Source organism: Natronorubrum aibiense, from assembly GCF_009392895.1.
GTDB lineage: Archaea > Halobacteriota > Halobacteria > Halobacteriales > Natrialbaceae > Natronorubrum > Natronorubrum aibiense.
Window position 1 is genome coordinate 185,462 of record NZ_CP045490.1, and the last position, 26,796, is coordinate 212,257.

At 60.5% G+C, this 26,796-nt stretch carries 30 protein-coding genes; 15 read left to right on the plus strand and 15 right to left on the minus strand.

Features of this window, described 5'->3' with window-relative positions; genetic code table 11:
• The first annotated feature begins 695 nt into the window (after positions 1–695).
• Complete coding sequence (locus tag GCU68_RS19365; protein ID WP_152944277.1) at positions 696–1,214, plus strand: hypothetical protein; 519 nt, start codon at positions 696–698, stop codon at positions 1,212–1,214.
• A gap of 22 nt (positions 1,215–1,236) precedes the next feature.
• On the opposite strand, the gene GCU68_RS19370 is transcribed toward GCU68_RS19365, so the two are convergent.
• From GCU68_RS19370 to GCU68_RS19390, 5 genes are all read right to left on the minus strand, one after another.
• A complete protein-coding gene (locus tag GCU68_RS19370; protein WP_152944278.1) occupies positions 1,237–1,806 on the minus strand; it encodes a carboxymuconolactone decarboxylase family protein in 570 nt (189 codons plus the stop codon).
• Between the two features lie 21 nt (positions 1,807–1,827).
• A complete protein-coding gene (locus GCU68_RS19375) occupies positions 1,828–2,850 on the minus strand; it encodes a patatin-like phospholipase family protein (protein WP_152944279.1) in 1,023 nt (340 codons plus the stop codon).
• On the minus strand, positions 2,843–3,706 hold the full coding sequence (locus GCU68_RS19380; protein WP_152944280.1) for an SDR family oxidoreductase: 864 nt from the start codon (positions 3,704–3,706) through the stop codon (positions 2,843–2,845). Before GCU68_RS19380 ends, GCU68_RS19375 begins: the two co-directional genes overlap by 8 nt.
• Before the next feature lie 172 nt (positions 3,707–3,878).
• Positions 3,879–4,457 (minus strand): FixH family protein, encoded by a 579-nt coding sequence (locus GCU68_RS19385; RefSeq protein WP_152944281.1) that lies wholly within the window; start codon positions 4,455–4,457, stop codon positions 3,879–3,881.
• Positions 4,458–4,685: 228 nt separating this feature from the next.
• Positions 4,686–5,594: a sulfite exporter TauE/SafE family protein gene (locus GCU68_RS19390; RefSeq protein ID WP_152944282.1), complete on the minus strand. Its 909-nt coding sequence runs from the start codon at positions 5,592–5,594 to the stop codon at positions 4,686–4,688.
• Between the two features lie 587 nt (positions 5,595–6,181).
• Between GCU68_RS19390 and GCU68_RS19395 the strand changes: the two genes are divergently transcribed.
• The 3 genes from GCU68_RS19395 (at position 6,182) to GCU68_RS19405 (ending at position 8,122) form a co-directional block, all read left to right on the plus strand.
• A complete protein-coding gene (locus tag GCU68_RS19395) occupies positions 6,182–6,646 on the plus strand; it encodes an Rrf2 family transcriptional regulator (RefSeq protein WP_152944283.1) in 465 nt (154 codons plus the stop codon).
• Positions 6,647–6,783: 137 nt separating this feature from the next.
• Positions 6,784–7,635: an alpha/beta fold hydrolase gene (locus GCU68_RS19400; protein ID WP_193565106.1), complete on the plus strand. Its 852-nt coding sequence runs from the start codon at positions 6,784–6,786 to the stop codon at positions 7,633–7,635.
• 148 nt (positions 7,636–7,783) lie between these two features.
• Complete coding sequence (locus tag GCU68_RS19405; RefSeq protein WP_152944284.1) at positions 7,784–8,122, plus strand: thioredoxin family protein; 339 nt, start codon at positions 7,784–7,786, stop codon at positions 8,120–8,122.
• Positions 8,123–8,260: 138 nt separating this feature from the next.
• Here the strand turns inward: GCU68_RS19405 and GCU68_RS19410 are convergent, their stop codons facing one another.
• Positions 8,261–8,977 carry an NAD(P)H-hydrate epimerase gene (locus GCU68_RS19410; RefSeq protein WP_227015104.1) on the minus strand — a complete coding sequence of 239 codons (717 nt, stop codon included), beginning with the start codon at positions 8,975–8,977 and terminating at the stop codon, positions 8,261–8,263.
• A 151-nt stretch (positions 8,978–9,128) separates the two neighbouring features.
• Here GCU68_RS19410 and GCU68_RS19415 point away from each other — a divergent pair, with 151 nt between their 5' ends.
• From GCU68_RS19415 to GCU68_RS19435, 5 genes are all read left to right on the plus strand, one after another.
• Complete coding sequence (locus GCU68_RS19415) at positions 9,129–9,626, plus strand: hypothetical protein (RefSeq protein WP_152944285.1); 498 nt, start codon at positions 9,129–9,131, stop codon at positions 9,624–9,626.
• Positions 9,627–9,799: 173 nt separating this feature from the next.
• A complete protein-coding gene (locus GCU68_RS19420) occupies positions 9,800–10,009 on the plus strand; it encodes a hotdog family protein (RefSeq protein ID WP_152944286.1) in 210 nt (69 codons plus the stop codon).
• 416 nt (positions 10,010–10,425) lie between these two features.
• Positions 10,426–10,929 (plus strand): peroxiredoxin family protein, encoded by a 504-nt coding sequence (locus GCU68_RS19425; protein ID WP_152944287.1) that lies wholly within the window; start codon positions 10,426–10,428, stop codon positions 10,927–10,929.
• A 63-nt stretch (positions 10,930–10,992) separates the two neighbouring features.
• Positions 10,993–11,256, plus strand: coding sequence for a helix-turn-helix domain-containing protein (locus GCU68_RS19430; protein ID WP_152944288.1), 264 nt, complete (start codon positions 10,993–10,995; stop codon positions 11,254–11,256).
• 99 nt (positions 11,257–11,355) lie between these two features.
• Positions 11,356–11,532 (plus strand): hypothetical protein, encoded by a 177-nt coding sequence (locus GCU68_RS19435; RefSeq protein ID WP_152944289.1) that lies wholly within the window; start codon positions 11,356–11,358, stop codon positions 11,530–11,532.
• 712 nt (positions 11,533–12,244) lie between these two features.
• Here GCU68_RS19435 and GCU68_RS19440 read toward each other — a convergent pair.
• A complete protein-coding gene (locus tag GCU68_RS19440) occupies positions 12,245–13,681 on the minus strand; it encodes a dihydrolipoyl dehydrogenase (protein WP_152944290.1) in 1,437 nt (478 codons plus the stop codon).
• A 197-nt stretch (positions 13,682–13,878) separates the two neighbouring features.
• Entirely contained in the window at positions 13,879–14,898 is a 1,020-nt protein-coding gene (locus GCU68_RS19445) for an NAD(P)/FAD-dependent oxidoreductase (RefSeq protein WP_152944291.1), read from the minus strand.
• A 181-nt stretch (positions 14,899–15,079) separates the two neighbouring features.
• On the opposite strand from GCU68_RS19445, the gene GCU68_RS19450 reads away from it, so the two are divergent.
• Together GCU68_RS19450 and GCU68_RS19455 are read left to right on the plus strand one after the other, a co-directional pair.
• Positions 15,080–15,460 carry a winged helix-turn-helix transcriptional regulator gene (locus tag GCU68_RS19450; RefSeq protein ID WP_152944292.1) on the plus strand — a complete coding sequence of 127 codons (381 nt, stop codon included), beginning with the start codon at positions 15,080–15,082 and terminating at the stop codon, positions 15,458–15,460.
• A gap of 79 nt (positions 15,461–15,539) precedes the next feature.
• Positions 15,540–15,896 (plus strand): DsrE family protein, encoded by a 357-nt coding sequence (locus GCU68_RS19455; protein ID WP_152944293.1) that lies wholly within the window; start codon positions 15,540–15,542, stop codon positions 15,894–15,896.
• A 78-nt stretch (positions 15,897–15,974) separates the two neighbouring features.
• On the opposite strand, the gene GCU68_RS19460 is transcribed toward GCU68_RS19455, so the two are convergent.
• Both GCU68_RS19460 and GCU68_RS19465 read right to left on the minus strand, forming a co-directional pair.
• Positions 15,975–16,577, minus strand: coding sequence for a hypothetical protein (locus GCU68_RS19460; RefSeq protein WP_152944294.1), 603 nt, complete (start codon positions 16,575–16,577; stop codon positions 15,975–15,977).
• Entirely contained in the window at positions 16,574–17,671 is a 1,098-nt protein-coding gene (locus GCU68_RS19465; RefSeq protein ID WP_152944295.1) for a DUF3179 domain-containing protein, read from the minus strand. Before GCU68_RS19465 ends, GCU68_RS19460 begins: the two co-directional genes overlap by 4 nt.
• Positions 17,672–17,774: 103 nt before the next feature.
• Here GCU68_RS19465 and GCU68_RS19470 point away from each other — a divergent pair, with 103 nt between their 5' ends.
• The 4 genes from GCU68_RS19470 (at position 17,775) to GCU68_RS19485 (ending at position 21,950) form a co-directional block, all read left to right on the plus strand.
• The gene (locus tag GCU68_RS19470; RefSeq protein ID WP_227015111.1) at positions 17,775–19,097 is read left to right on the plus strand and encodes a twin-arginine translocation signal domain-containing protein; all 1,323 of its coding nucleotides are present in this window, start codon (positions 17,775–17,777) and stop codon (positions 19,095–19,097) included.
• Positions 19,098–19,740: 643 nt separating this feature from the next.
• Positions 19,741–20,115 carry a helix-turn-helix domain-containing protein gene (locus tag GCU68_RS19475; protein WP_152944297.1) on the plus strand — a complete coding sequence of 125 codons (375 nt, stop codon included), beginning with the start codon at positions 19,741–19,743 and terminating at the stop codon, positions 20,113–20,115.
• Between the two features lie 242 nt (positions 20,116–20,357).
• Positions 20,358–21,395, plus strand: a complete 1,038-nt coding sequence (locus GCU68_RS19480) for a hypothetical protein (protein WP_227015112.1) — start codon at positions 20,358–20,360, stop codon at positions 21,393–21,395.
• Positions 21,396–21,401: 6 nt separating this feature from the next.
• A complete protein-coding gene (locus tag GCU68_RS19485; protein ID WP_152944299.1) occupies positions 21,402–21,950 on the plus strand; it encodes a cupredoxin domain-containing protein in 549 nt (182 codons plus the stop codon).
• A gap of 138 nt (positions 21,951–22,088) precedes the next feature.
• On the opposite strand, the gene GCU68_RS19490 is transcribed toward GCU68_RS19485, so the two are convergent.
• From GCU68_RS19490 to GCU68_RS19510, 5 genes are read right to left on the minus strand one after another with little or no spacing between them, the layout of a single operon-like run.
• Entirely contained in the window at positions 22,089–22,655 is a 567-nt protein-coding gene (locus GCU68_RS19490) for a nitrous oxide reductase accessory protein NosL (RefSeq protein WP_152944300.1), read from the minus strand.
• Positions 22,652–23,602: an ABC transporter permease gene (locus tag GCU68_RS19495; RefSeq protein ID WP_152944301.1), complete on the minus strand. Its 951-nt coding sequence runs from the start codon at positions 23,600–23,602 to the stop codon at positions 22,652–22,654. The genes GCU68_RS19490 and GCU68_RS19495 overlap by 4 nt, the downstream gene beginning before the upstream one ends.
• On the minus strand, positions 23,599–24,528 hold the full coding sequence (locus GCU68_RS19500; RefSeq protein ID WP_152944302.1) for an ABC transporter ATP-binding protein: 930 nt from the start codon (positions 24,526–24,528) through the stop codon (positions 23,599–23,601). Before GCU68_RS19500 ends, GCU68_RS19495 begins: the two co-directional genes overlap by 4 nt.
• Positions 24,509–25,888: a nitrous oxide reductase family maturation protein NosD gene (nosD, locus tag GCU68_RS19505; RefSeq protein ID WP_152944303.1), complete on the minus strand. Its 1,380-nt coding sequence runs from the start codon at positions 25,886–25,888 to the stop codon at positions 24,509–24,511. The genes GCU68_RS19500 and nosD overlap by 20 nt, the downstream gene beginning before the upstream one ends.
• The gene (locus GCU68_RS19510) at positions 25,885–26,796 is read right to left on the minus strand and encodes a hypothetical protein (protein WP_227015113.1); all 912 of its coding nucleotides are present in this window, start codon (positions 26,794–26,796) and stop codon (positions 25,885–25,887) included. Before GCU68_RS19510 ends, nosD begins: the two co-directional genes overlap by 4 nt.

Sequence of the window (26,796 nt, forward strand, 5' to 3'; positions counted from 1 at the left end):
ACTCGTTTACGGTCGGCGGCAGAATAATCAGTTATGACTCGAGTATATATTTGCAGCATATGTACAACTCTATAACGAACTTATTCCATATTGGTAATATATATTGTAATTCAATAGATATACAATCTTAAACCGTAGTAAATCATTTCTGCGGTCGTCCGTTGTCGATGCACGACCGGCGAACATTCATACGAGTGTAAAACACGGATGTGTAATCGAAGTTATTAAATAATGGATTACTCCGCCCCGAATGTTGAATGTCAGCATTTGACTTGTCGACATATCGATTTTCCATCTCTTTTTTCTCGGTATTGGAATGTACCCTGGCAAACTCGTAAACCGGTCAGAGGTGACACGAATTCCACTCTTTCTCGAGGTCCTTGGTCCCCGATCGAATCACAATATCCTCTGTCCTGTTTCGGTATCGAAACTCGCAGGAGCAGTCCACTGACGATTTTATGGGAGATTCGAAACGTCCAGATCGTCCCATCATCGACCGAACGCCGACGTGCTGGTACTCGAGAGCAGCTTCGTGAACGAGATTGCGCACCAGATGAGAGGTGCTGGCCGTCGCGTCGGTGGGTACGAGGGATCGCTGCTGAGACACGAGGTGTCGAGGTGATGTACCGAGACGCCTCGAATGGATACCAACTGCTACCCGAGAGTGTTTCTGTCAGCGACCTTGATGAGGAGGTATGAGATCCAATTCACTCCCCTCAAGACGACAGCTAGTCGGAACAGTCGGGACGCTCGTACTCGGAACGCTGGCCGGATGTGGCAATCGATCGGATTCGACCGATGAAGGGGATTCGGCGGCTGGATCGCCGGACGATTCGAACGTGGAACTCGACCTTCGGGAGGCGAACGTTGTTGACGTGTCGTTCGAACGAGACAATAGCCAGTATATGTTCGACGTTACGCTGCGTCACGACGACGAGGGAGAAGATGGATTTGCGAATTGGTGGCAGATCGAACGACTCGACGGGACGCAACTCGGTCGCCGTGAGCTAGCTCACGCACACACGCAGCAACCGTTCACGCGCTCCGAGACGATCGACGTTCCGGACGACGTGACCTGTGTGGTCATCCGAGGGCACGACCAGACACACGAGTACGGCGGGCAACTGATGATCGTGAATCTCGCCTCAAGCGAGATACGAACCGTCGATCAAGGGTCTGATCGGGAGGCCGTCGACGAGAGTGAGTGTCCCTGACACCGAGGCTCGAGGTAGTCGTCTACGACGAGTCGCCGTCGAAGAGTCGTTCGACCATCTCGTCGTCAGGCGTCCAGCCGACGAACTCGCCGCCTTCGAACGGCAGCTCGACGGACGCGATGTAGTTACACAGCCCCACGTAGAAGTCGATGAGCAGGCCGGCCGCGACGATTTCGGCCGGCGAATACGCTCGCGCGAGGGCATCATGGATCGCGTCCGTTACGCCACCGGATTCGACGGCTCGAGCGTACTGGAGCAGAACGAACTCGCTCTCGTCGAACGGCGAGAAATCGTCGCCACCGATGGCCCGCATCTCCTCGAGCGTGACGCCCTTCTCGCGAGCGATGTCGACGTGTTGGTGCCATTCGTAGCGGGCACCGCGAGCTCGAGCGACGGTGAGGATGACCAACTCCTTTTGGCGGTCGCCGAGTTGGTCGTACAGCGTGTTCAGATACTTGAGGGTCGCCTCGAGCACCTCGGGATTGTGCGCCCAGGCACGGAAGATGTGGCGGTCGCCGAGGTATTCATCGGTGAACAGGTGGTGATACTCCTCGGGAATGTCGTCGAGTTCGAGTAATGGCAGTCGTGACATGTGTTTCTGGTTCGTGATCGGTTAGTTGGTCTGATGACTGTGGCGTGGCTCCGAGACAGTGTACGCGCTCTCGTCGGGCGGGCCGGCCTCGAGAAACGCAGCTGCGCGTAGTTCGCCGAGGTCGATCAGCTCGCGGATGAACGACGGGCTCCGATCGACCTTCGTCGAACAGTGGTAGTTCTCTTCCATCGGGATCCGTCGAACGGCGGTCCTCGAAAATTCGTCCTCGGGGAGGTGTCCCGCGTCGATCCACTCGTTGACGCGCTTGATGACGTGGAGCTCCTGGTTCAGCGAAATATTTCCTGCGAGTTCGTTTCGCCGGTCGGCAATCTCCTCGAGCGAGGTGGGTTCGCCCTCGATCTCTTGGGGATTGATCTGGATGACCCACAGTTCGTCGGGCTTGCGATCGGAATCGATGGCCATGAGATCGTCGATCGGTGGGTTCTGCGAGAAGAGGCCATCCCAGTGGAGGTGGCCGTCGATCTCGACGGCTTCGAAAAGGGTCGGGACGGCAGCCGACGCAAGCACCGCTTGCGGCGTCACCTGCTCGTCAACGAACGTCTCGAACACGCCCGCGTTGACGTCGACCGTCCCGACGACGAGTTCCGGGGCGTCTCGCGTACAGAGGTCGGGGATCTCCTCGAATTCGATGTGCCGTTCGAGCAGTTCTCTGATCCGGTCTTTCCCAAGCTCCGAGCTAGGGGTCTGGTACGGGCTGAGCTGTGGAATTGGAACCCCGCTGCTCTCGAGTCGCGAGAGCCCTGTCACCCAGTTATTCAGGACCCGATCGCCGACGTCGGTCGCCGACAGATCGGTCCAGAGTGCCTCGAGGAGTTCGATGGCGCGGGCCTCGTCGGCCGTGACGAGCCCGTACCACGCCGCGAGGGCGTTGAACGCGCCGCCGGAGGTCCCGCTGATCCCGACCAGTTCACAATCGTCGGGCCACTCGCGGAACAGGCCTTTGAGGACGCCGGCAGTGAACGCAGTGTGACTCCCGCCGCCCTGACAGGCGATGGCGACGTTCGTCGGATCGTCCTCACTCATACGTCGTGGTGTAGCCACCGTCCCAGAGCAGGTCGCCACCGTTCAGGTGTCTCGCGTGACTCGAGAATCCGAAGACGAACAGGTTCGCCACCTCGGCGGGCGTCATCATCTCTTTGGTGCGAGCCTGCCCGAGCATCACGTCTTCGATCACCTCCTGTTCGGAGATGCCGCGCTCTTCGGCCGTGTCTTTGATCTGACCAACCATCAGCGGCGTCAGCACGTAGCCGACGCTCACCGAGAATCCTCGAAGTGATCCGCTACCTTCGGCCGCGATCGCTCGAGTCAGTCCCGTGAGGCCGTGTTTAAGCGTGATGTACGCCGGTTTGTTCTGCGTCGCGTAGTGACCGTGCACTGAGGACATGTTCCCGATCGCACCGACGCCGTCGTCCGTTGCCTCGATATGTGGGATAACCAGTTTCGACAGCAAGAACGGCGATCGGAGCATGAGATCGTGCATGAAATCGTACGTCTCCATCGGGAAGTCGGCGAGCGATGCGATGTGTTGCATCCCGGCGATGTTCGCGGCATAGCGGATCGTCCCGAGGTCGGCGGCTTCGTCGACGGTCGCCTCTACGGCCTCGTCGTCGGTAAGGTCGCCCTCGATTGGGACAACTCGTCCATCGGCATCTAGCGACGTTGCGACATCGACTGTTTCCTCGAGCCCTTCTTCGTCGATGTCAACGGCAGCGACGGTCAGCCCGTTGATCGCGAGTGCGACGCTCGTTGCTTGTCCGATGCCTGATCCGCCGCCGGTGACGATCGCGACAGTATCTGTCGTAAAATAATCGTCTGGAACCTGAAGCAAGTCGTCGGTCGAAAGCTCCGGTGGCCTCAATTCAGTGGAACTGTTCGCCATGGGAGGCATACTCCGTCGATCATTATATATGCCAGCCGATCAGGCATGCCCAGTACACACCGTCGAAACAAATTTATACAGCTGATTCGGCGGGTACCATTGAGACGTTACTGTGTCCGTTTCAGCCACGATCGACAGCGAGTACGACCGAAAAAAGCGGTGGGAAAACGGGTCAGCGTTGCCGACGCAGGAGGAACGCACCGATAGCTGCCACGGCACCGATTCCAACCATCACGACGCCAACGGATCCGAATCCGGACTCATCAGTTCGAGTCTCGTCGGTCTGAGACTCGTCACTATCGTCTGCAGTCTGTGATCCGTCACTGGGATATTCCAGTGCGGTGTGATCGTGGACTTCTTTTTCGAAGTGGGTGTGAACCTCAGTGCCTTCGATACTCCCCTCGAGGTGGATCATGTAATCGCCGGACTCGGTAAAGATCACGGGTGCTTGGTAGACACCGGGCTCGCCGTGTTTCTCGGTGACGTCGAGCGGTGTCTTATCGCTCCCGGTGGCCTGAACGGAAACGATCAGGTTCTCGGCCTCATTTTCGATCGGTTCCCCTGTCTCGGTATCGACGACTTCGAGTTCCAACCACATTCGTTCGCCGGTAATGAGGGGTTCGTCCGCACCGCCGAAAGTGATGTCGTACCCGTCGACGTTCTGTGTTTCGTGGGCTGCAACTGGCGTGATAGCACCGACGCTCAGCATTCCGATCAGTACGAGTGCAAGCAATGGTTTGTGGGCGTTCATCCCGACCCACAGTTTCTCAAATTGGAAAATGAACCATCTGGTCTATCTCTCTAAACAATAGTCAAATGAGTAACTGTAACTTGATAGGGAATTGCACAAAGCGGGTACTGAGGCGGATCCATCTCGAAAAACGAAACCATCTCGATATCGACGCCATGTCTAGCTCGCGTCGCCGGCTGGCTTTTTATCTCTGCGTTCCGGCCCGCCCTCTCGGTAAACGGCAGTCACTTACAACAGGAACGTCGTCACGAGAACGATCCCGCTGACGAGTCCAAAGATGACACCGAGCCCCAGTTCCATCAGGTCGCTCGGGACGTATTTTCCCGTACGGGTGCCGATCGTCCCGCCGATCAGCACGCCCGGAATCGACCAGGCGACGACGTACCAGACGGGGGTCGCACTTAGCGCGCGGACAGCCGCCCCGGCAACAGCGGCGACAGCGAGAACGAAAACTGACGTTGCGATCGCGACTCGAGGTGGGACGCGACATCGAATCACGAGCTGTGTCGTGACGATTTCCGGAAGGCCAGCGCTGATGAGTCCGGTAATGAATCCTCCTGTCGTCGCCAGCGCCACGCCGGGTGGGCGCCAGCAGGTATCGTACGCGTACCGCTCGCCATTGGTGGCCTCGACGACGGTTGAACCTCGTCCCGTGTTCTTTCGTTCCAGATACGGTCCTTCACCCTCACCGGGAACGCACTTGTCGGGCGGCTCGTAGTAGACGAGAAACCCGCCGAGGACGACCAGTCCGACGCCGAAGATACCACGTAGCAGCCCTTCTGGGGCGTATTGCGCGGCGAACGCACCGATAACGATCGACGGCACGGCACCGAGTAAGAGCCACTTGGCCGTCGCGTAGTCGACGAGCCCCTGCTTGACGTATGATCGGAGCCCATTCCCCATCCCGAACACCTCCGTCAAAAGTCCGGCACCGATCGCCTGAGCCGGTTGCAGTCCGACGACCAGTAGAAAGAACGGACTAAAAAAGAGCGCTCCCGACACGCCCGAAGCGAGCGCGATCGTCGAAAACACGATCGACACTGGAAACACCCACCAGTGTGCGAGGAACGACTCCATTGGAACCGAGTCGATCGGCAAACTGGTCACGAGTACGTTGCCGAACGATGTCGCTGCCATTCCGGTTGAATACGCGACCAACAGTAGTCCGACCGTGGCGAGTACGAGCCGTCTCACAGCCATCGCGCTCCGATACCCGTGAGAGTCACGATCAACTCGATTTCGGGCGGTCGCTTGGCTCTGACAAACGGGGCTCTCTCTTTCGTTTGGACCACACCGGATTTGGCAAGTCGGTGTGAAGACTCAAGATGCCACTCGAGACTGAGCATCCCGTGGATCAGGATACGGGCGTTCGCGTATGGTTCGGTGACGACGTCTCGAGGACCTACAGAAATCGTCTCGAGGTCGTGTATCGTGGCGTGTGTCATCTCCGTCGTAATACTGTTATCTGGCGATAGTTTGTGAAACCGAGCCGTCTGGTCGCGTTTTCGGTACTCGGGAGATCACTTGTGATGACAGCTCCGAGATCGTATACCGACCGAAGACAGGAGACAAAAAATACCTTCTGTGGTCGTGCATCGCTGTTGCACCGCCGAACGACCGTTTTATATTTCTGTCCCGGTCGACCACGAGCGTTCGACGCAGCGAGCGGTTCGGACGGTGAGAGATCGGAAGACGTTACATCACTGGCCCGTCTAGTTTTGAGTATGAATGGGAGTAGTCGGCTCGTCGTCGCGACGCACGTGCTGACAGTGCTTGCCGTCGTTCGTGATGAACGCCTCTCCTCGGAAAAACTCGCTTGGAGTCTCAATACCAACCCTGTCGTCGTCCGTCGTCTCCTCGGATCCCTGCGGGATGCCGAGCTCGTGACGTCCAAACGGGGACCGAACGGCGGGTTCGCACTGGCCCGGAGTCCGGACGATGTAACGCTGTCCGACATCTACGAGGCGCTCGAGATCGAGTCGCTCTTTACGTTTCATCCGAACGAACCGAACGACGAATGCCCCGTCGGCGATAACATCCAGGCAATCCTCACCGAGACGCTGCAACCGGCTGAGGCCGCCCTGAAAGACGAACTCAAGACAATCACGATCGCCGATCTCAGCCTGCAGATTCTCGAGCAGTCATCGACGCCGATCGAAAGCGTCGAAAGCGCCGATCTTGGTGACTGAAACCGGTATCTCGACTGCCGTTGTTCTTTTTATTCCGTTGTGAAGAGAACGGTGGTGCTCTCAACGAGCGAGTTATTTGATAGTACCTAATTGTAACATCCGAAGTTACAAATAGCGTGGCGACGATTGCACAGTCGATGACGAACGAACTGACCCATCAGGAATGGACGGAGGCACAGGAGGAAACGACGATCATGGTCGACACGCACGACCTGACGGTATCGTACTACGACGAGGGCGACACTGAGGCATCGGAAAACCCACTCGTGTTCCTCCACGGGATTCCGACGTGGTCGTATCTCTGGCGTGGCGTCGCACCGGCCTTCGAAGACGATCGGCGAGTGATCGCACCGGACTTCGTTGGCTACGGGAACTCCGCGATGCACGACGGTTTCGATCGATCGATCCGCGCCCAAGAGCAGGTACTCGACGGACTGGTAGCGCAACTCGAGGTCGACCAGATCGATCTCGTCGCTCACGACATCGGTGGTGGCGTCGCGCTCCGGTACGCGGCACACAACCCGGATGCGGTCGGAAAACTCGTGCTTTCGAACTCGATCGCGTACGACTCGTGGCCGATACAGTTCATCGTCGATCTCGGCCTTCCCGGAACGATCAACGACATGTCCGTCGATGACGTCGACGAACAACTCACCCAGATGTTCCAGTCGACGCTCATCGAGCCCGACGACGAGTTCGTAGAGGCGATGGCCTCCCGCTTTCGCAGCGACGAGGGTCGGATTTCCCTCAGTCGAAACGCGATCGCGACGAATACGAGCCACACGACCGAAATCGACTACAATGCCATCACGGCGGAAACGTCCTTCATCTGGGGAGAAAACGACGGATTCCAGCCGATCGAGTTCGCAGAGCAGTTGAACGACGACCTCGAGGACACCGCTGGTATAGCCCGACTCGACGCAAATCATTGGGTTCCGGAGGATCGCTCGACGGCGTTCGTCGATGCTCTCTCGAGTTTCCTCGAGTGACCCCCGTTCACGACGGGACGCTCGAATCGCGACTCCGGAACTGACGGACAGTCGTCTGTATCGTTCCGCGTGAGCAGGTGAGGGTCAGGTAACTAACCAACGTTCTGGTTCGCTTACTATTAAACCGAACTCGCACGTTAATCAGGGTATGTCCGAACGGACAGATCCAGCTGAACCCAGCACATTGATCGTTGAACTCGAGGACGGCTCCGAACTCGACGACATTCTCGAACTCGAAGCCACCGTCCTCGTCGATTTCTACGCGGACTGGTGTGGCCCATGTCAACTAATGGAAGGAACAGTCGAAGCAGTTGCAGAAGCTGTCGATGCACCTGTCGTGAAAGTGGATGTCGACGCGTTTCCGCAAGTCGCTGCCCGCTTCGACGTCAGTTCGATTCCGACCTTCATTGGATTCACCCAGAGTGAGCCATCCGATCGACTCATCGGAATGCAAGACGAGGAGTCGGTGCGACAACTCGTCGACTGATTTCGATCGACGAGTTGCGCGACTCGAGTGGCTCGAGCGCCAGCAACTACACGGACAAAAAACAACCGTGGCAGCATCATCGCTATCGCGCGTGTTGCCACATCCGAAAAAGAGGCCACGGGAGTTCCCGAGGGGTACTCATGTTATTGTGAGACGAACGGAAAATTCGTGACCGAACGGCGGCGTGTACGGAATGCCGATCGTCTCGTAGACGCCGGACGGGATGCTGATATCACCGAGAACGAGTTCGCCCGTCGTGTCTCGGAGTCCGGTCTTTGGAAGCGCAAGCGTGAATGTGCGCGCCGGGTGGACGGCATCGCCGGGTTCCGCACCCGTCGTCGCGTCAATCCCGGACGGGACGTCCAGCGACAGCACTGTCGTCTCCGCGTTTTCAGCCCACTGGACGAACTCTCGAGTCAGACCACGGAGTGGTCCCTCGAGTCCGTAGCCGACGAGTGCATCGACCACCAGCGCCGGCGTTTCGAGCGCTGTCACATCAGTCCGGATCGGAATCCCCATCCGCTCGAGGAGTTCGTGCTGCGCCGCGACGACACCCGAAAGCGCCGCTGGCTCTCGGTCGAGAACGACAGTAACTGGATACGAACGGTTCGCGAGGTGGCGAGCACACGCGAGGCCGCCACCGCCGTTCCCGCCCCCGCCAGCGAGGACGACGACGGAGCCGCCGTTCGCAAGGGCGAACGTCTCGCGAGTGAGTCCACGGCCGGCCTGTTCCATCATCTGGAGCAACGAGAGGCCGTACGCCTCGATAGCGACCCGGTCGACGTCGCGCATCTCCTCGGCGGTCACTGCAGTCACGCGACGGTCGGTCGTCGTTCGAAACGCGTCGAGATCCATATCTACCGTTACGGCAACCCGGATTACCACTGTTCGGACGAGAGTACGAGCGTTGAGACGAGACACCGTTACCCCGGAGTAATCATCTTACCTATCGCTTAGCTTACAATTATGTCGGTAGGAGGAATACGGTGGTACAGAGGATAACACAATGGCTACTGAAACACCCACGACAACGTCAGTAGGTACCGTTACGGTCACAGACTGGGCAGCAGGTGCGGTCGGCGGCTTCGTCGGCAGCGTTCTGTTCGGCCTCATCATGCAATATGTGATCCCGGCACCGATGCTCGAGATGGCGATTCCGGCGATGTACGGCATCGAGGGGCCGGCACTGATGGCCGGGTGGGCGATCCACCAGTTCCACGGCGTCGTCCTTGGTCTGGCGTACGTCGCGCTCGTCCAGTTCGGGGCGTTTCGCGAGCCGGCGAAACGCGTCGGTCCCGCGATCGGCCTCGGAATCGGTTACGGCGTCCTGACGACCGTACTGCTCGCCGTTCTTGTGATGCCGATTTGGCTGTCCGTCGTCGGATTCCCGATGGCGCCGCCGTTCCCGAATGTCGCGATTCCGGGCACGCTCGTGAGTCTGGTCGGTCACATCGTCTACGCGGTCCCGGTCGCAGTGGCGTACGCGTTGGTCGCTCACGAGTAATCCACGGTCCTTTTTTCGAGTCGATTGCGGCGTTCTTCCGACGGATAGCTGTCGCTCGAGTCGCTGAGTCGATCACGCCCAACGAAGAGGGTGGTAAGGTGAAGACACGACCGGGAGCAGGCTATTTTTAAGCAGCGAGAGCATCTCGGTGCCTACTATTTAGCGCGGGGAGAATGTCAATCGATACCACAATTTATTTTTCTCAGTCGCTCGAGTTCTACGGGCCGGTTTTCATCGGAGAGACGGTCACAGCACGGTGTCGAAGTGACGAACAGCTCGACGGCAACAGATATCGGCTCACGACTCGAGTCGAAAACGAGACCGAGGAGACAATTTTCGACGGAACCGCGACCGTTCTCATCGACGAGTTACCGCTGGAGTGAGAGACAGACTATCGGCGATCTTCGATTCGAGCAATTCCGAGGCGGTCGACCGGGGTTACGATCTGGTAATCCGCTAACTGATCTGTTAGATTATCCTTTATATTCCCGCGGTGCGACGGATACTATGGAGGCACCCGTTGCAGACGCTCCATGTAGTGCAACACCCACCACCGCTTCGATCACGAGATGATCGTGAGCCGCTCGAGAGCCACCCCACCTGCCAGCTCCTGTGCTCCGCCGCGATGCTGGGACCGCTGTCGCGGTCCGGAGCCGACATCCGACTTCGAGGGTGGCTTACAGTTGCGAGCGCACACCACCACGGTGTCTCCATTCGACCGAGAGTGTCGTACTGCATCACGCTGACAGACACACAGGTGTCTGCAGTGTCGATACCCCACCCACCACAGCCACCTTCCATGACTGAACTTACCGATTTCGAACTCCCGAACGCCGCAGCCGGCCCAGATCCGCTTCGACTGCGCGAATACGCCTCGGATCCCGACCGAGACGCGATCGTGCTGCTGTTTCAACGAGACTACCACTGCCCGAAGTGTCGAGAACAGGTCCAGACGGTCGCCTCGAGGTACGACGAGTTCGTCGACCGCCGAACGGCCGTCATCTCGATCCTTCCCGAGTCCATCGAACAGGCAACGCGTTGGAACGACCAGTACGACCTTCCATTTCCGCTCTTGGCCGACGAATCGAAGACGACGAGCGACCAGTACGATCAGCCCACGCGGTTCGGTGCGCTCGGCTCGCTCCACGACATGGTCGGACGGATGCCCGAAGCAGTCCTCATCGACGCGACCGGCCAGGAACCGACGATCGAGTACGTCCACCGCGGCAAACTGCCCGCCGACCGTCCGACAGTCGACGACCTCTTAGAACGCATCGATGCCCTCGTCTCGGCCCGAGTGTGATCGGTGCGGTCGGTGCATCGGGGCTGAAAACACATTTGACGACACGACGACGATACGCGTATCATGACTCCCGTTCCGGACCGACTCTACGACCTTCCGCCGAGTGGCAAACTCGTGTTAAAAGTCCTTGCCGTCGACGGCGCGATGACACAAAGTCAACTCGCAGCCGAAACGCGGCTGAGCAAACGGACCGTTCGGTACGCACTCGATGCGCTCCGTGATACCGGCGTCCTTCACGAACAGGTGTACTTCCGCGACGCGAGAAAATCGCTCTACTCGGTTTCGGATTCGGTGCTGACCGACGAGTCGACGGCCGCGGACGACTGACTTTCTTCCACGTAACCGCCTAACGAGGGCGTTCGCGAGCACTTATACGTTACCACGTGTTACCTAGTAGTGTAAGGTAACTAATCGAGGAGAGACCCCATGTCCACGGATACGACACACCCCAACCAGCAGCCAACGATCGGCATCGACGCCACCTCGCTCGAGCACTACGCGGCCGTTCGAACGGAGAACGACCATTTGATCGTCTACGACGAACGCGACGAGGACGCCTGGATTCAATCGGACGACTGGACCGACGCGCTCATCATGACGTGAGGTACCGGACTCCGGCTCACCGGATGGCACAGCGAGCGACAATTTTTGACATCCTCCTGCGCCTGAAGACGCAGGAATCCCGAGCGGTGGGAGTTTCAGGTCTACAACCACGGATGCCGCCACTTTGCGGGAGTTCGCGTCTAACCCAGCCCTCGTGGTCGGTGGCTGACTGGCGGTGCCAAACCGCCGGTACTCCTATCCTCAGCGCCTTTAACTCCCATCTGTTGTTTTTGCCAGCAGGGAGTCGCTAACACGTCGACGGATTTGGAGGTATCGTGGGCTTGCTCAACCGACAGGCACGAGACGAACCCTTCGAGGATTCGCGTTCACCGCGCCGGCATTTCGGATACTGCCTCGTTATGTGGGCGGACAGGCCGTGGTTCGAAAATCTTTGATTTTCGTCATCACGAGAGAGCGAAGCTCTCTCGAACGACCTCCGACGGTCGTTCGGAATCCGCTCCGTTCCGACCTGACCTTGCTACTAGATCGCAGTTCCGTGCATTTGGAGTTTTTGGATTTGAAACTCAGAGTATACTTCTATCAGTTGATCGGATCACTGAGTGACGGCGCGTATCCACTCCGTGAACGACGTGGTATTGCGCCTGCTCCGCATATAAGGGATATCGTAGCCACCCGGAGGGTCCGACGTCCGGCTTCGGTAGCGCATCTTAGTCCTTCGTCGAAAAACGACGAACTCCTCCGAGAATCCCTCTCAGTGGTGATGGTGGTGGCCGCCATCACCGCGGCTGAACTGGCCTGAAAACGCGCGCTGGACGACTTCTGGGAGTGCCGGATGGATGTGCACAGCGTCGCGAATGTCCTGTACTGTCCCCGTCCCCGCTTTCATCGCGACGACGACTTCCTGAACGAGCGACGACGCCTCCGGGCCGATGATATGACAGCCGAGAATCTCGCCCTCCAGATCGATGAGCACCTTCACGAACCCCTCGGCGTGCATCGCGTCGCCGCGAGCGGTGTTTTCGTAGCGGTAAGTGTTCGTCGCGTACTCTTGGCCCGCAGCGCGGAGATCCTGCTCGAGCGCGCCGACCCCGGCGACTTCGGGTGACGCGAAGACGGCAAACGGCATCGCGCTGTAGTCGACCGGCTGCAGATCGTCGCCGAAGATGTTCCGGACGGCCGTTCGCGCCTCGTGGTTTGCGCTGTGTTTCAGCAGGTATTCGCCGACGATATCGCCGAGTGCCCACACGCCGTTGGCGGAGGTCCGCAGGTACTCGTCGGTCTCGATGAAGCCGCGTGCGTCGGTCTCGACGTTCGCCGCACCGACGTTCAGCGTGTCCGTGTTGGGAACGCGCCCCGCTGCGATGAGCAGCTCATCTCCGGACACCGTCACAGGGGCTTCGTCCTCGAGGAGTCCGCCGTCAGGTCCGTACTCGTACGGTCGTGCTTCGACGGTCACCGTGCCGTCGGCTTCGGAAACCGCCGTCGCAGCGTGTCCTGTGTGCACGGTAAATCGGTCTGCATATCGATCGGTGAACGCCGCCGCGACCTCCTCGTCGGCCTCCGGGAGGAGAGAGGGTCGACGACCGATGATCGTCACGTCGCTGCCGAACGTCTCGAAGAAGTGGCCGAGTTCGGCCGCAATGTAGCCGCCGCCAACGATGACGAGGTGGTCGGGCCGCGACTCCAGTTGGAGGGCGTCGGTACTCGTCAGATAGGTCGTCTCCTCGATGCCGTCGATGTCAGGAACCGACGGCCGGGTTCCGGCGGCGATCAGGACCGTGTCCGCTCGCAGACGCGTCCCGTCGTCTTCCCCGCCGGAGATTTCGATGGTCCGTTCGTCGACGAACCGTCCTTCTCCCTCGAACAGTTCGTGAGCGGATGACGAGCGCAGTCCGCGGCGGATCGACTCGGAATCGGCTTCGACTTCCTCGGTGACGTCGCGGACGATGTCGGCAAAGGCGATATCGTCGACGGTCGCGTCGATATGGAACTCGTCGGCCCGCTCGATCGTTTCCAGAACGTCTGCATGATACAACAACAGCTTCGACGGAATACAGCCACGGTTGAGACACGTGCCGCCGAGCGGCCCCTTCTCGATTATGGCGACGGACTGCCCTTGATTCGCCGCGACGTTTGCTACGTCGAGCCCGGAGCCCGAACCGATAACTAAGAAATCGAATTCCTCCATACACACACCGTAGACCCCCTGACTAATGAAAGTCCGAGTTACGAGCGGGTAAGTTGGTTCGCCACGTCGCTACTTCGTTCTCGTACGTGTACATCGATTCTGGTTGTTGCTACAGTAACAACTGAAATAGTTCACACACCGATCGCACGACGGCTGTGCGATCAGATGTGCACTGACTTCCGGTGGCTACTATCGTCTCAGTCGTACGTGTGGAAGTCGACGGCCTGCTCGAGGAGGGCATCGGGGATCCCTGGAACGTCTTCGGATCGAACCGGCCCCGCCTCGTCGATGAGGTCGGGATCGCGCGGGAAATCGCGCAGTGCGAAGTGAATCGAAATCCCTGCTTTCGCACCGTCGGCGAGTGCGATCAGTACTTGATTGTGTCCCGGTGTCAGATCGCCGACGGCGTATACCCCGTCGGTAGATGTCCGGCCGTGATCGTCGACGTCGACGGTTCCGTCGTCGTTGATGTCACACTCGAGTTCCCGTGCCAGTCCGTTGGTGTACTCGGCGCCGTACATTGCAAATCCGCCTTTGTATTCGCGGACTGTTCCGTCGGCGAACTCCATGGCTTTCAACCAGCCGTCCTCGCCGTTCTGGATTCTGGTAATGTCCTCGTGGATCACGTCGATCGGATGCGTCTCGAGCATCGCGGCCGTCTCGTCGCTCCATTCCGGTTCCTCGCCGCGGGTGAGCAGATCGACCTCGTCGGTGAAGTTCAACATGATCGCGGCAACGTGGGCGGCACTCTCCGAATGTCCCATCACGTACACCGACTGATCGACGAACATGTGTGCATCGCAGTGCAGACAGTAGTGCAGGCCACGGCCGGTCCGGGGCAGTGGTGGATCTGGTCGGACGTCGTTGAACCCGGTTGCGAGCACGACGTGGTCGGCGGTAGCCGAGCCGTCGGTTGTCTCAAGCTCGAACGGGCTGCCGTCACGGCCGATGTCGGTCACGTACTCTCTGCGGTAGTCCGCGCCGTAGGACTGGAGCTGTTCGACGGCCGTCTCGAGGAACTCGCGTCCGGAGATCGACTCGGGAACGCCGAGGACGTTGTGCGTGTCCTGCATCATCGCGGCACGGCCGCCGCCACGATCGAAGACTGCGGTTTCGTGTCCGAGTCGTGCGGCATAGAGGGCAGTCGTCAGTCCGGCCGGTCCGCCGCCGATGACGGCGACCTCGTAGTGGTCTGGGGAGTCGGTAGTGCTCGTCATATGGTTACTAACAGTAACCCAGTTACATTTGGTTGGGTATAACGTTCAGCCAACCGTTCTGTCACCCCCTTACCGGATGGTAGCCGTGCCGAGAACGCGTGCTTCTCTGTGCGCGTCACTTACTAGTCGTAACTAAGATACAATACGTAACTATATGTTGCTCCAGTGCAACCGGTATACTATGAGCGAGTCGACAGAGCAACTGGAAGTGTGGTGTGCGGGCAAAGACTGGTGTCCGGTCACGGCGACTGCAACGCTTATTGGTAAGAAGTGGCATACCGTTGTCCTCCACCGACTGCTCGACAACGGGCCGCTCGGATTTAACGCGCTCAAAGAGGAAGTCGGTGGCATCTCGAGTAAGGTTCTCTCGGATGTCCTCGAGGATTTAGAACAGAAACAGTTGATCAACAGGGAAATCGTCAACGAAAAACCGGTCCGCGTCGAGTACTCGCTGACCGACCTCGGCAAGTCGCTCGAGTCGGTGATCCTCGAGATGGCCGACTGGGGACAGAAACACCTGATGCCTGCCGAGACGAAAGATAACTCGATAACCAGCGTCTGAGGCGGGTGAGGAATCCGTAACCTCGTTACTCGTCCGTTCGCGTGAGCTTTTATGTCCGACGACTGTACTGGAAGACGCAATGACGAACGCAGCAGTCGTAATCCTCGCAGGAACCGAATCGCACGCCGACGTCGGTCGAATGGTCAACGGCCTCGAGACGGCAAAAGAGTTCGCGCAAGCGGATGGCGACGATGTCGAACTGATCTTCGACGGAGCGGGCACGCAGTGGATACCGGAGTTAGAAGACGAATCGAGTGACTATCACGAGCTGTACCAGGCCGTGCGGGACGATGCAGCAGCCTGTGACTTCTGTGCCGGGGCGTTCGGCGTCGAAGACGCGATCGACGATGCGGGTGTCGTGACGCTCGACGACCACGACGGGCATCCGAGCGTGCAGTCGCTCGTCGACGACGACTACGAAGTCATCACCTTCTAATCGAAGTCACCCGAATTGATCGGCATTGCGTCGGACGCGACCGCCGAAACAGGACGTAGTGGCGACTCTCACCGCTTCTCACGTCGTTTCTCCGATCACGTCGATCGTTCCAGCGACGTAGATCAGGCTCACAAGCAACAGCCCGATTCCGAGTGGCAACAGCCACGCGAACATCGTCAGCAAGAGTCCACTCGCCTGTATCCCGAGTGCGATCAGGACGACGGGACCACAGCAAACGGTGCCGGACAGCAGTGCAGGCACCGACGCAAGCAAGCCGGAACCCGCGCCGATTCCGCAGGCTGCTGGCTGAACGGTCGCAAGATAGGTCAGACCGAGATTGATACCGACGAGGCTGGCGACCAGGAGACCGAGCGCCACGTTGATCGGCGACAGTAGCAATCGAACGACGCCAGTGTCCAGAAGCGCGACCGCTTCGAACGAGGCAGGACCGGTTCGGAGGAACATTCGATTCAGCGGGTCGTCGACCACGATCAAGTTCGCCGTCACGTCGGGTCGAAACGCGAGATCACCGATCACCCAGAGAAAGACCGTCAGATAGCTGATCACGATGACGGCCGTGATCGCTAGCGAATCGGAGCGGCGAACGACGAGTCCGATTGCAGCGACCGTCTCTTCGAAGCGCCGTTTTGGCTGTAGTGTAAACCGATTCTCGGCGCTCATTCGTGGACCTCCGTCGACGGATAGTACCCGTACCAGGCGAACCACATCGCGTCGAACGCGATTTCGCGCTCGAGCGGCAGCGCATCTGCATCGTACTCGTCACCATCGACGGTGATGTCCCCGCCATCGGATTCGACCGACTCAGTATCGGGATTTCGATACACGTAGCCCGTGTCGAGTTTCTCGTCGTAGACGGTCACGTACGGAACATCACTCATCGTTCCGTCGACGACTACGCGCTCGCGAAGCGTTGCTTTGGGAACGGCCATCGAGCCATCGGCGTTCCGGGCCCCGACGACGACCTCCTTCGCGGGAAACCGATCGTCGGTCGCAAGCGGACTGAACAGCGTATTCTCGTTCTCGTAGTACCCGCTCCGTGGATTGTATCCGCCGTACGGATCGGCACCATAATCCCGAATGTGGCCGGTCTCCTCCGTGAGAACGACCGTCTCCGGGTGCTGCTTGCGCCACCGTTCCCACGTGGTCCAGGTTACCTGCACTTCCTCGAGGTATGCTCCCTCGTGTGGACCACGGATTCCCCGCGCGAGTATCTGTGGCCACCACGTCTCCGTGCCGCGGTCGAACATGACGAGATTGCTATTAATCAGTCGTCCGCTGACGCCGAATTCGCCGTCACCGCGGGAAAAGCCCTGTGCCGTCCCCGTCAGCGGACAGTACGTCACCGCAACCGACTCCCCACCGAGACGATCGTTCACGACTTCGTGCCAGACGAGAATGTACTGCGGATACGCTTTCGATTCACCGTTTAGTTCGACACCGAAGACCGGATCACCGTCCGCCAGATTCGTCGGTGGCGTCTCAGCCGAAATGAACTGCGGTTCGTCGATGGCGGGGATCCCATCTTGACCGGGACCACCGGAGAGACTCGCGTCCTCGAGTTCGTCGGTCGTGTACTCCTCGGGGAGCGACCGGTCGGCTATCGGTGGCTCGCCAACCGACGTGTCTTCGTCAGCCCCACGACCAAACGCATCGGAGCGATTCAGACATCCTGCCAGCGCAGCGAGACCGACGCTCCCGGCTGTGCGGATAACATGCCGTCTGGAGAGACCGTTAATTTGCTGTCCATCTCGCATAGGAGGTCTACTAGAGCGGCAACTCAATAACCGGGCGTCGGTCGTGCATGGCCGACACACAGACGAGTTTGAATATATATCCTTGGTCGACGAAACCGTGAGCGTGGACCAGCATGAGGACGACGGAGGCAGGGAACGCGATGGCGGGACGGAACCGGTTCGAACGAATCCGAGAGCAACGAATCCGTTTCGAAACGGTATCGATCGACGCCGAGTACTGCAGTCGTCAGCCGCCGTCGGAGCAGCGACGACCCTGTCCGGCTGTCTGTCCGATACGAGTGGCCAACGAGCGCCGACGGTGTACGTGTTCAACAACGGTGATCGAACGCTGAGTATCATCGACGCCGACACCGACGAACTGCTCGAGACCGTCTTCATCGGGACGACCGCATCGTTCCCGGCCAACCAGTACGGAACCGGCGTCGATTCCGAGTACGATACGCTCTGGCTCAACGTTTCAGGCGGCGTCAAAGCCATCGACCAGCACACGTTAGACGAGGTCGCATCGATCGACACCGGGTTCGGACCGAACTATCCCAACCTGACTCCGACAGAGGAGTATCTGCTCGTCGCTGCTGGCGGGACGACGACGATCGACCCCGAACCCGACGAGCCGACCGATCACGTCCTCGTTCGAATCGATGCCGACCGGGAGAGCGACACGTTCGGCGAGGTGACGGGAGAGATACCGGTCGGCTACACCGGGCCGTGTGATGTGACGTTCGAGCCGAGTGGTGAGTACGGATTCGTCGCGGACATCGCAAACGAGACGCTGACTGTCGTTCGCGTCGATCCGTTCGAAATCGCCGCTCGAGTCGACATCGGCGACCCTACCGGAGACGGACACGTCCTTCCGTTCATGTGTACGGCCTCGTTCGACGGCGACCGTCTCCTGGTCGAAAACGGCGAGGGTGGGCTCGGATCAGACCCAGACATCCCGCGCCGAGGATCAGAAAGTATCTGGGATACCTCCGATCCGGAGGCGCCGACCGAACTCGAACGTATCACTCGAGACGACGGATTATCAGCCCCGACGATTACGAGCGAGGTAGATCCAGAAACCGAGGCAGCCTACCTCTTTACTCCCGGTATCGACGCCGTCACGGTGATCGACCTCGAGGAGCGAGCCGTCGACCGCGAACTCGATATCGGCGGTAGAGCGACCTCGGGTGCGTGGGCCCCTTCGCGAGAGAAACTGTATGTTCCGGTGCAGACCGCAAATCACGTCGCTGTGATCGACCGTGACCGGCGAGAGGTGCTCACGACTATCGACACTGGGGAGTCCCCAACGGGTGCTGTCGGCGGAATGGTTCGACCCGAGACGACCACTACCCAGCGACTACAGAGTTCGCTGGCAACGCTCGGGCTCTCAGTCGGCGACCGAGAGCCGACGTTCTGTCCGGATGACAACTGCTACTGCGGATGACGGGTACGAGTCGTCTGCGATCGCGATGATGAACGCGTGCTCGACGATTATCTCTTGAAGACATGTCGTCATCCAGTACTGAAACGGGGTTACTAATCGGTAACATGATACTATTTGATCCTGGCCCGTGGAGAGTACAGCAGAGATGAGACCTCGATGACTCGAGTACGATTCGAACTCGTGAACTCGAGAGACTGTTCACCAACAATGCCGACTGGTATCAGTGGCTTGTTCAGAAACGAACCGCGACCGGCACCGACTATTCCGCACCCAGATAACAAATGAGTGAGACAATACACGTTCAGCGAGGAGACTTGACCTCCACAGAGATCCTCGAGAAGGTCGACACGGGAAACCGGGTTATTATCGAGATCGATCTGTTAGGACAAACGGTCCGAATGGCCCTCCGAAAACGCAGTGGGACGTACTACTGTGACACACCGATAAAACTCCTCAAATACGACACGCCGGAGGAGATGCGGACTTGTCTCGAGCGATATAAACTCGCAACGCCAGATACGAAACCGACCGTTGGGGGCAGCGCTGATCTGCCACAGAGTTAGTGACCTAACAAGCAAATGGAGGACCTCCGAATGACACACGACAGTATTCGCGGTATCGACTCAAACGGCTACTCACAACGATGAGTGAGCAGAATTACAGGCACGTCGAGGCCGTGCGTATCACCGACCCAACGTTCGCTCAGGTGCTCGAGTGCGTGCTCGGGGTCCACACCCATGAACGGCGCGCGTATTTCGCACTGCTCGAGGCACCCGGCAGTACGACGACCGAACTGGCCGACGACCTCGACCGGGATCGGAGCAGTGTGAACCGTTCGCTTTCGACGCTCTCGGAGAAGGGGTTGATCGAGCGCGATCGGAAAATACTTGATGGGGGCGGGTACGTGTACCAGTATTTTCCGATCCCGCTCTCGGAAGCCAAGGAGTTGCTGCACTCGTCCGTCGATCGGTGGACGATGCATGTTCACGACGAAATCGAATCGTTCGACGTTCGATAATTCGGTCTCGAGCAGTCATCTGTCACGGGTCGGTGCTCGAGGGCAGTCTGCCAACTGTCGCTCTTCGAATCGGGATGCCCGACCGAGCTGGAGGTCCGTCGAAAAGAGTGGCCGATAAGAGATGTATACATGTGTGGTGGTGGGGCACCGACGATACACTCCCGCGACAGGATCAATCACCTCTCTCGCAACAGTCCACCTGTATGGCAACGAATCTACCAGGGTCCGTCGATCGGCGCCGATTGCTACAAGTACTGGGTGCGAGCGGAGCACTCGCCGTTGCAGGGTGTCTCGGTGACGAGGACGAGACAGCCGGCGCGACCGACGAGTCGGACAACGACGATGCAAATGGAGACGAGACGGGGACCGATGAGATGAGCGGCGAGGACCCGAACCTCGAGCCAGCGCCGACCGGCGACAGCCTGACGAACGAGGAAATCGTCGCACTCGTCGACGCGTTTGACGACACCGTCTTTCAGGGCGAGCAGAGCGATCCGTTTACGCCGTCACACGTGACGAAATGGGTAAGCGACGACACGTTCATCTTCCTGCATTTCGACGAACCGAACCCCGAAGAGGCGAACAATCTTCTCTGGATGGGTGTCGGTGTCAAAGGCGTCTTCTCCGAGGAGGGACAGCCGGGTTCTGAATTCACGCACTTCCACCAAGCCGAGTCGGATTCCTGGGACGGCGGTCACGGTGGTGAACCCGGCGACGAAGGCTACTGGCTCACGCACATCGCCGTCGACGAGTTCGAGAGCCCCTTTGGCCAGACCGAACCCGGCGTCGACTACGACTTTATGCCCACTCCCCCACAGGCGTTCGACGGCGACTCGACGGCGGATTTCGAGGTCGAAGGGCAGGGCGGACTCGACGACGACGATATCGAGACGCTGATCGATCTCTTCGACGACGAACCGTTCGAGGGCGGGCAAGCGGAAGACGGGTATCCGAACGTCCCGTCACACATCGCCAAGTGGGTCACCGAGGACGTCTTCGTGTTCCTGCACTTCGACGAACCGGATCTCAGAGAGGCGAACGACCTCATCTACTACGGAATCGGCGTGCGTGGCGACTTCTCCGCGGAGAGTCAACCCCACGAGGACGACTTCACACACTTCCACAAATGGAGTGCGGAGTCCTGGGAAGGCGGCCACGGCGGACAGGACGGACAACACGGCTACTGGCTCGTCCACCACGCCGTCCGTCCACTCGAGATGCCCTGGGGCGACGTCGACGTTGGCATCGATCGGAGCTTCATGCCGACACCACTGGAGTGAATTTCCATGTCACCGAACCGTTCCGAGTGGACTCGGCGGCAGCTACTCCACCGCTCGAGTGTTGCTTCGGTCATCGGTATCTCGGCGCTTGCCGGCTGTCTCGACTCCGAAACCGATGAGACCAGTGGGACGGCGGACGAAGACGAATCCGCCGATGGCGACGAACTGGACGAGGGAGACGAATCGACGGCGATGGACGACGCAGCCGAAGACGACGGAGACGACGAAACGAACGGTATCGTCGATATGACCGGCGACGAGACCGTCGAGATCGAACTCGTCGACAACGAAGGCGGCGACGGCGCGTTCGCGTTCGAGCCCGACCACGTGCGGCTCAGTGTCGGGACGACCGTTCGGTGGGTCAGCACTCACGACATCTTCCATACGATCACGTCGACGGAGTCGCTCGAGCAGAAGTCGCCGAGTGGTGAGTTTCGACAAACCGTCTCGGCTGAAGGGGACAGCTACGAGTGGACTGCCGACGAACCCGGTACACAATTTTATTACTGTGAACCACACGCCGGATTCATGGATGGGACACTCGAGATCGAGTGACGAAATCCGAGCGAAGAACGAACCTCTTGAGGAACAACCCCGACAGTCGGCCTGCGTTAGCGTCGTGCTCGGAGTCGTGTTCGTGACGAACACGGCGTCGATCAGGTTTGACTCAACGGGAGCGAAGCTGCGAGAGCATCAGTCGGTCGCAAGGCTGTCCCATTCCCGCACGGTTCCACCGTGGTCGTCAGCGAACGTTTCGGCGTCATCTCGAGCCGAGAACGGAAGGTAATCGTCACCCATCGCCCCCTGAACCTCGCTATCAGCAACGTAGTAGCACTCCGTCGCGTCAGCGAAATCATCTGCAGCGGCGTGCGTCGAGATGTGCAGCGCTTCGTCACCCTCGAGAAGTTCGTACTCGACACTCGAGTAGTCGGTGACGAACGTACCACGCTCCGTCCAACCGCGTGAGGTCTGTCGTGCGGCGTACTCGAGGAGTTCGGCGACGCTGTCGAACCAAGCGGGCCCGTCTCGCACGTCGGGGTTGCCGTCCTCGTAGAAGACCTGTCCGGCAGGGCCGTATTGATCGGTAATCATCATACCACAGACGTCACACGTCTGCCCGTCGGTGAGCGCAATCGGCTCCGCGGGGTCGTCGCTGTCGTCGTCACTGAGACAGCCCGCGAGGGAGGCGGTTGCGAGCGTGCCGATCCCGAACAGCACCCGACGGCGGTCAGTCCGGGACGAAGCCAGTCGCTGCGTCATAGTCGCCGCCTCCTGACGGCCACTGCTGCGATTGCGAGCGGACCGACGATCCACGCGACGAGCGCAGCGCTCAGGAGCTCAGCCGACAGCCCTGCCGCGGCGATCACGGCGGCGAAGCCGGCGTCACCGCCAGCGCCGAGTGCACCCAGCACGAGCGCCCGGAAGACGCCCGTCGGGTTGGCGAGGACCGCCGCCGAGACGGCCAGATTAGGGAGCGAAAACGCCGCGATTACGCCGAGTGCGAGCAGATCGTGGACGAGGACGAACCAGGCCCACCCGAGCAGTGCAAGCCCCAGCGCGTGCGTTTTCTCTCGAGCGATCGTCGACAGGCAGACGCCGACTGCGAGAAACGCCAGCGCGAGGCCAACCGTGGCGAGCAGAAAGCCGACGTACGACTCGAAGCCGTCGAACCCGTACTCGAGCAGGAGCAGGATACCGGCGCTCCCGAAGCCGATGACGGTCGCACTCCCGAGGACGGTCGCACGGCCGACGGCCGTTCCGAGGACGACCCACGACCGCGAGACGGGCAGCGAGAACAGCGTCTGGAGCCAGCCACTCTCCTCGCGGCCGACGATCGCATCGTAGCTGAACGCGAGTGCGACGAGCGGCACGAGGTAGACCACGAGGGCAGCGAGACTCGCGACGATACGCTCGAAGCCGGTCGGACTCGTTTCCGAACCGCTGAACGTCGCCATCCCGAGCGCGAACACGGCGAAGATTCCCGTGAGCGCGACGATCCACCGGCTCCGGACGGCCAGTCGATACTCCGTTTCGGCGACGACGAACAACTGTCCGAGCGGGGTGCCCGAGTCGCCGCTGTGGGCTCTGTCCATGCCCGTCCCGTAGCCGCCGTCGGGTTTCGGCTCGGTGGCGTTCGATTCGACAGCGGCTCCTGAGTCCGCAGTCGGCTCTCCATCGCAGCCGTCTCGTGGACGATCGGCGGTCATGCTGGTACCTCCGTGTCGTCGGTTTCGGCCGCGAGCGCCTCGTGGAACGCCGCCTCGAGGCCCGGTTCGTGCACTTCGAGGCCGTCGAGACGATGCTGCTGTTCGCCGAGTGTGGCGACGAGGTCGAACGCGTCCTCGCGATCGCAGACGATCTCGAGCGTGTCACCGGTATCGGTGACGTCGCCGTGACCCTGCACGGCCTCGAGCACGGCAGCGCGGTCGGCTGTGGGCTGACAGACGACGGTCACGTGATCGTCGACCGACCGGCGCAGTTCGTCGACGGCACCGGCAGCGCGGAGACGGCCGTCCTGCAGGATCGCGACCTCGTCACAGAGGCGTTCGATCTCGCTCAGGACGTGCGAGGAGATGACGACCGTGGCGTCCGTCTCGCGGTCGATCCGTTCGATGAGTCGGTGAAACGCCGCCACGCCCCGCGGGTCCAGTCCCGCGGTCGGCTCGTCGAGGACGAGCACAGGTGGACGGGAGAGCAGGACGGACGCGAGGCCGAGTCGCCGAGCCATCCCGTTCGAGTAGCCCGAGACGGCCCGGTCGGCGGCATCGGAGAGCCCGACGAGATCGAGACACTCCGCGATGCGGGCCGTTCGACCGGAGAGCCCGCGAATACGCGCGTGCACCGAGAGCACTTCTCGTCCCGTCATCGACGGTGGGAAGCCGCTGTGTTCGGGCAGAAACCCGACGCGCTCACGGACGCGATGGCCCGCGGTCTCGACGTCGAGTCCGCCGACTTCGATGCGCCCTGCGTCGGGCCGGTCGTGGCCGACCAGCAGTTCGAACAGCGTCGTCTTTCCCGCGCCGTTCGTCCCGAGGACGCCGAACGTCGACCCCGAAGGGACCTCGAAGGAGGGCCCATCGAGGGCGACGACGTCGCCGTATCGCTTGTGAACGTCAGTGATCGTGATCTTCATAGTAGGTCCTCCAGTTGTCGTGTGGCGAGTCGGCAAGCGGTCTGTGGTCGACGATTCCGGGCGTCTCGAGGACGGGGAACGAACTCTCAGCGAGTGTGACGGCGTCGAACGCGGGACTCTCGGCGAAGATGGCTGCCTGCGGCGTCTCGTAGACGAGCCGTTCGACGGTGCCGGCCGGTTGATGCCGGTTCTCGCTGATTCCGTCGGCGTCGAGGTCCGCGGTACGTGCCTCCGACCAGTAGTTGCCCCGATCGGTGTCGTTCCAGTGGGCCTGCGAGTTCGTCTCTGCGAACGCCGCCTGCCCGTTCCGGATGAAGCTGTTCCCCGCGACGGTCTCCGTACTGCTGCCCGCCGTGATGTGGATGCCGACCTCGTTCTCGAGGACGAGGTTCGACTCGAGGCGGTTGTCCTGAGAGTTGTGGACGTAGAGGCCGTTGCCGTTGCCGACGAGGTCGTTGCCGCGGATCTCGCTGTCCTCGACATCTTTGACGAGGATCCCGTGGCCGCTCGTGCCGTCGTTGTTCACCGCGGTGTTGTTCAGGAGCGTCAGCTCCTTCGAGACCATCAGCGCGAAGCCAACGTCGTTGTCGAAGGCGACGTTGTCCTCGAGGTGGTTGTCGTTCGAGTACATGTAGTGGACGCCGTAGCGCATGTCCCACATGGTGTTGTCCTCGGCGACGACGCCTTCGGCCCACTGGTAGTAGATCCCGTCGCGGACGGTCGTGATGGTGTTGTTCCGAACCTCGGTGTCGGTCGCTTCCCAGAGGTGGATGCCGTTGCCACGTTCGGCCAGCGGCTGGTCGTCGCGACCGGCGATGATCGAGTCCTCGACGGTCACGTCCTCGACGCTGCCGATCCAGACGCCGAACTGGATCTTCGTCAGTCGAAGCGCCGACAGCGTCGCGCTCGAGCCGTTGACCACGACACCGCTGTCCGTGTCCTGCCGATCGCTCCCGGCGTTGCGGATCCAGACGTTCTCGAGGGAGACGTCGTCGGCCTCGATCTCGACGACGCGGCCCTCGCCGCCGCCGTCGATCACCGCACCGTCGCGCTCGAGGGCTGTGAGCGTCACGCCCGGCGTGTCCACGATGACGCGTTCGTCGAACTGCCCCTCGAGGTGGATCGTGTCTCCCGGGTCGGCGGCGTCGACTGCCGCTTGCACCGAGTCGAACTCCCGGTTGTCGATCGTCGCGGTGCCGTCAGCGGCGGGCTCTTCAACGTCGTGGACCGCTGGCGTCTCCGCGCGCCAGCTGTCGACACTCTCGGCATCGGTCGACTTGGTCGTCGCGGCGACGCCCGCTCCCGCCAGCGAGCAGACGAGGAGCACTGCAGAGGCGATGGCGAACGTTCCTTCTCTCACGGTGGATCACCGTCCGGCGGCGTTCGCGGATGTTCGGTTGCGGTCGGTTCGTCGTCGGTCACGGCTGCCGACTTCCGACGGCCGTCTCGAGCCGGTGGCTGATTGCCGCTCGAGGCGGACCGACTGCCGCCGTCGGTCTCGAGGTGCTCGTCGGTCTCGGGGGTCGATTGGCGGTTGGGTGCCGTGGGCGGGGATTCGTCGTCACCCTCACGACGGCGGATGCGATCCCGAATGCGCTCTCCCATTCCGGAGACGAGCGCGGGCACGTCGGTGATCGTCGCCGTCGACGTACGGAGGGCGAAGGCGATGGCTAACAGGACGACTCCGCCGGCCATCATGTACCCGCCGGGGCCGAACCACGCGGTGCCGCTGATGTTCGCGACCTCGTAAGTGCCGGCAAGCGGTGGCGTAAAGCCCTCGACGCCGTTGAGCGGGGCGTCCGGGTCCAGAGTGTGGCCGGCCTGATAGAGCCGGTACTGGATCAGGGCCCCCATCGTCCCGAAGATCGCGAGTGCGCCGGCGAACAGCGCGGTCAGCCCGCGCGAGAGCCGCTCGGTTGGCAGGGCAGCGACGATCGCCGAGGCTGCGGCCATGCCGAGGAACACGACCGGGCCGAGCACCCACTCGGGAACGTCGATCGCCTTCTCGTGGGGCTCGTAGTTGGGCTCGACGTACACCGGATCCGGGTAGTAGAACCCGACGTACTTGTTGAGCCCACGGACTTCTTTCCAGTCACCGCCGATCTCCGGGTGGGCGTAGAGTTCCACGACGAGCGGATCGACGTACTGCGGCGCCGTCAGCGTGATCCGCCACACCGGAACGCGCAGAGCGAGCACGAACAGCACGGCTGCGACGAGCGGGAGCAGTCGCCTGAGTTCGAACAGCCGCGTGAGGCGGGGTCGGGTCAT

Coding starts and splice junctions, on each gene's coding strand:
- GCU68_RS19445 (WP_152944291.1), bottom strand. CDS start 14,898: ATGACGAGCACTACCGACTCCCCAGACCACTACGAGGTCGCCGTCATC.
- GCU68_RS19485 (WP_152944299.1), top strand. CDS start 21,402: ATGTCACCGAACCGTTCCGAGTGGACTCGGCGGCAGCTACTCCACCGC.
- GCU68_RS19430 (WP_152944288.1), top strand. CDS start 10,993: ATGACTCCCGTTCCGGACCGACTCTACGACCTTCCGCCGAGTGGCAAA.
- GCU68_RS19510 (WP_227015113.1), bottom strand. CDS start 26,796: ATGACCCGACCCCGCCTCACGCGGCTGTTCGAACTCAGGCGACTGCTC.
- GCU68_RS19475 (WP_152944297.1), top strand. CDS start 19,741: ATGAGTGAGCAGAATTACAGGCACGTCGAGGCCGTGCGTATCACCGAC.
- GCU68_RS19370 (WP_152944278.1), bottom strand. CDS start 1,806: ATGTCACGACTGCCATTACTCGAACTCGACGACATTCCCGAGGAGTAT.
- GCU68_RS19410 (WP_227015104.1), bottom strand. CDS start 8,977: ATGGATCTCGACGCGTTTCGAACGACGACCGACCGTCGCGTGACTGCA.
- GCU68_RS19425 (WP_152944287.1), top strand. CDS start 10,426: ATGACTGAACTTACCGATTTCGAACTCCCGAACGCCGCAGCCGGCCCA.
- GCU68_RS19420 (WP_152944286.1), top strand. CDS start 9,800: ATGTCAATCGATACCACAATTTATTTTTCTCAGTCGCTCGAGTTCTAC.
- GCU68_RS19395 (WP_152944283.1), top strand. CDS start 6,182: ATGAATGGGAGTAGTCGGCTCGTCGTCGCGACGCACGTGCTGACAGTG.
- GCU68_RS19390 (WP_152944282.1), bottom strand. CDS start 5,594: ATGGCAGCGACATCGTTCGGCAACGTACTCGTGACCAGTTTGCCGATC.
- GCU68_RS19385 (WP_152944281.1), bottom strand. CDS start 4,457: ATGAACGCCCACAAACCATTGCTTGCACTCGTACTGATCGGAATGCTG.
- GCU68_RS19465 (WP_152944295.1), bottom strand. CDS start 17,671: ATGCGAGATGGACAGCAAATTAACGGTCTCTCCAGACGGCATGTTATC.
- GCU68_RS19500 (WP_152944302.1), bottom strand. CDS start 24,528: ATGAAGATCACGATCACTGACGTTCACAAGCGATACGGCGACGTCGTC.
- GCU68_RS19490 (WP_152944300.1), bottom strand. CDS start 22,655: ATGACGCAGCGACTGGCTTCGTCCCGGACTGACCGCCGTCGGGTGCTG.
- GCU68_RS19380 (WP_152944280.1), bottom strand. CDS start 3,706: ATGGCGAACAGTTCCACTGAATTGAGGCCACCGGAGCTTTCGACCGAC.
- GCU68_RS19440 (WP_152944290.1), bottom strand. CDS start 13,681: ATGGAGGAATTCGATTTCTTAGTTATCGGTTCGGGCTCCGGGCTCGAC.
- GCU68_RS19450 (WP_152944292.1), top strand. CDS start 15,080: ATGAGCGAGTCGACAGAGCAACTGGAAGTGTGGTGTGCGGGCAAAGAC.
- GCU68_RS19455 (WP_152944293.1), top strand. CDS start 15,540: ATGACGAACGCAGCAGTCGTAATCCTCGCAGGAACCGAATCGCACGCC.
- GCU68_RS19415 (WP_152944285.1), top strand. CDS start 9,129: ATGGCTACTGAAACACCCACGACAACGTCAGTAGGTACCGTTACGGTC.
- GCU68_RS19375 (WP_152944279.1), bottom strand. CDS start 2,850: ATGAGTGAGGACGATCCGACGAACGTCGCCATCGCCTGTCAGGGCGGC.
- GCU68_RS19365 (WP_152944277.1), top strand. CDS start 696: ATGAGATCCAATTCACTCCCCTCAAGACGACAGCTAGTCGGAACAGTC.
- GCU68_RS19400 (WP_193565106.1), top strand. CDS start 6,784: ATGACGAACGAACTGACCCATCAGGAATGGACGGAGGCACAGGAGGAA.
- GCU68_RS19495 (WP_152944301.1), bottom strand. CDS start 23,602: ATGACCGCCGATCGTCCACGAGACGGCTGCGATGGAGAGCCGACTGCG.
- GCU68_RS19405 (WP_152944284.1), top strand. CDS start 7,784: ATGTCCGAACGGACAGATCCAGCTGAACCCAGCACATTGATCGTTGAA.
- GCU68_RS19460 (WP_152944294.1), bottom strand. CDS start 16,577: ATGAGCGCCGAGAATCGGTTTACACTACAGCCAAAACGGCGCTTCGAA.
- GCU68_RS19435 (WP_152944289.1), top strand. CDS start 11,356: ATGTCCACGGATACGACACACCCCAACCAGCAGCCAACGATCGGCATC.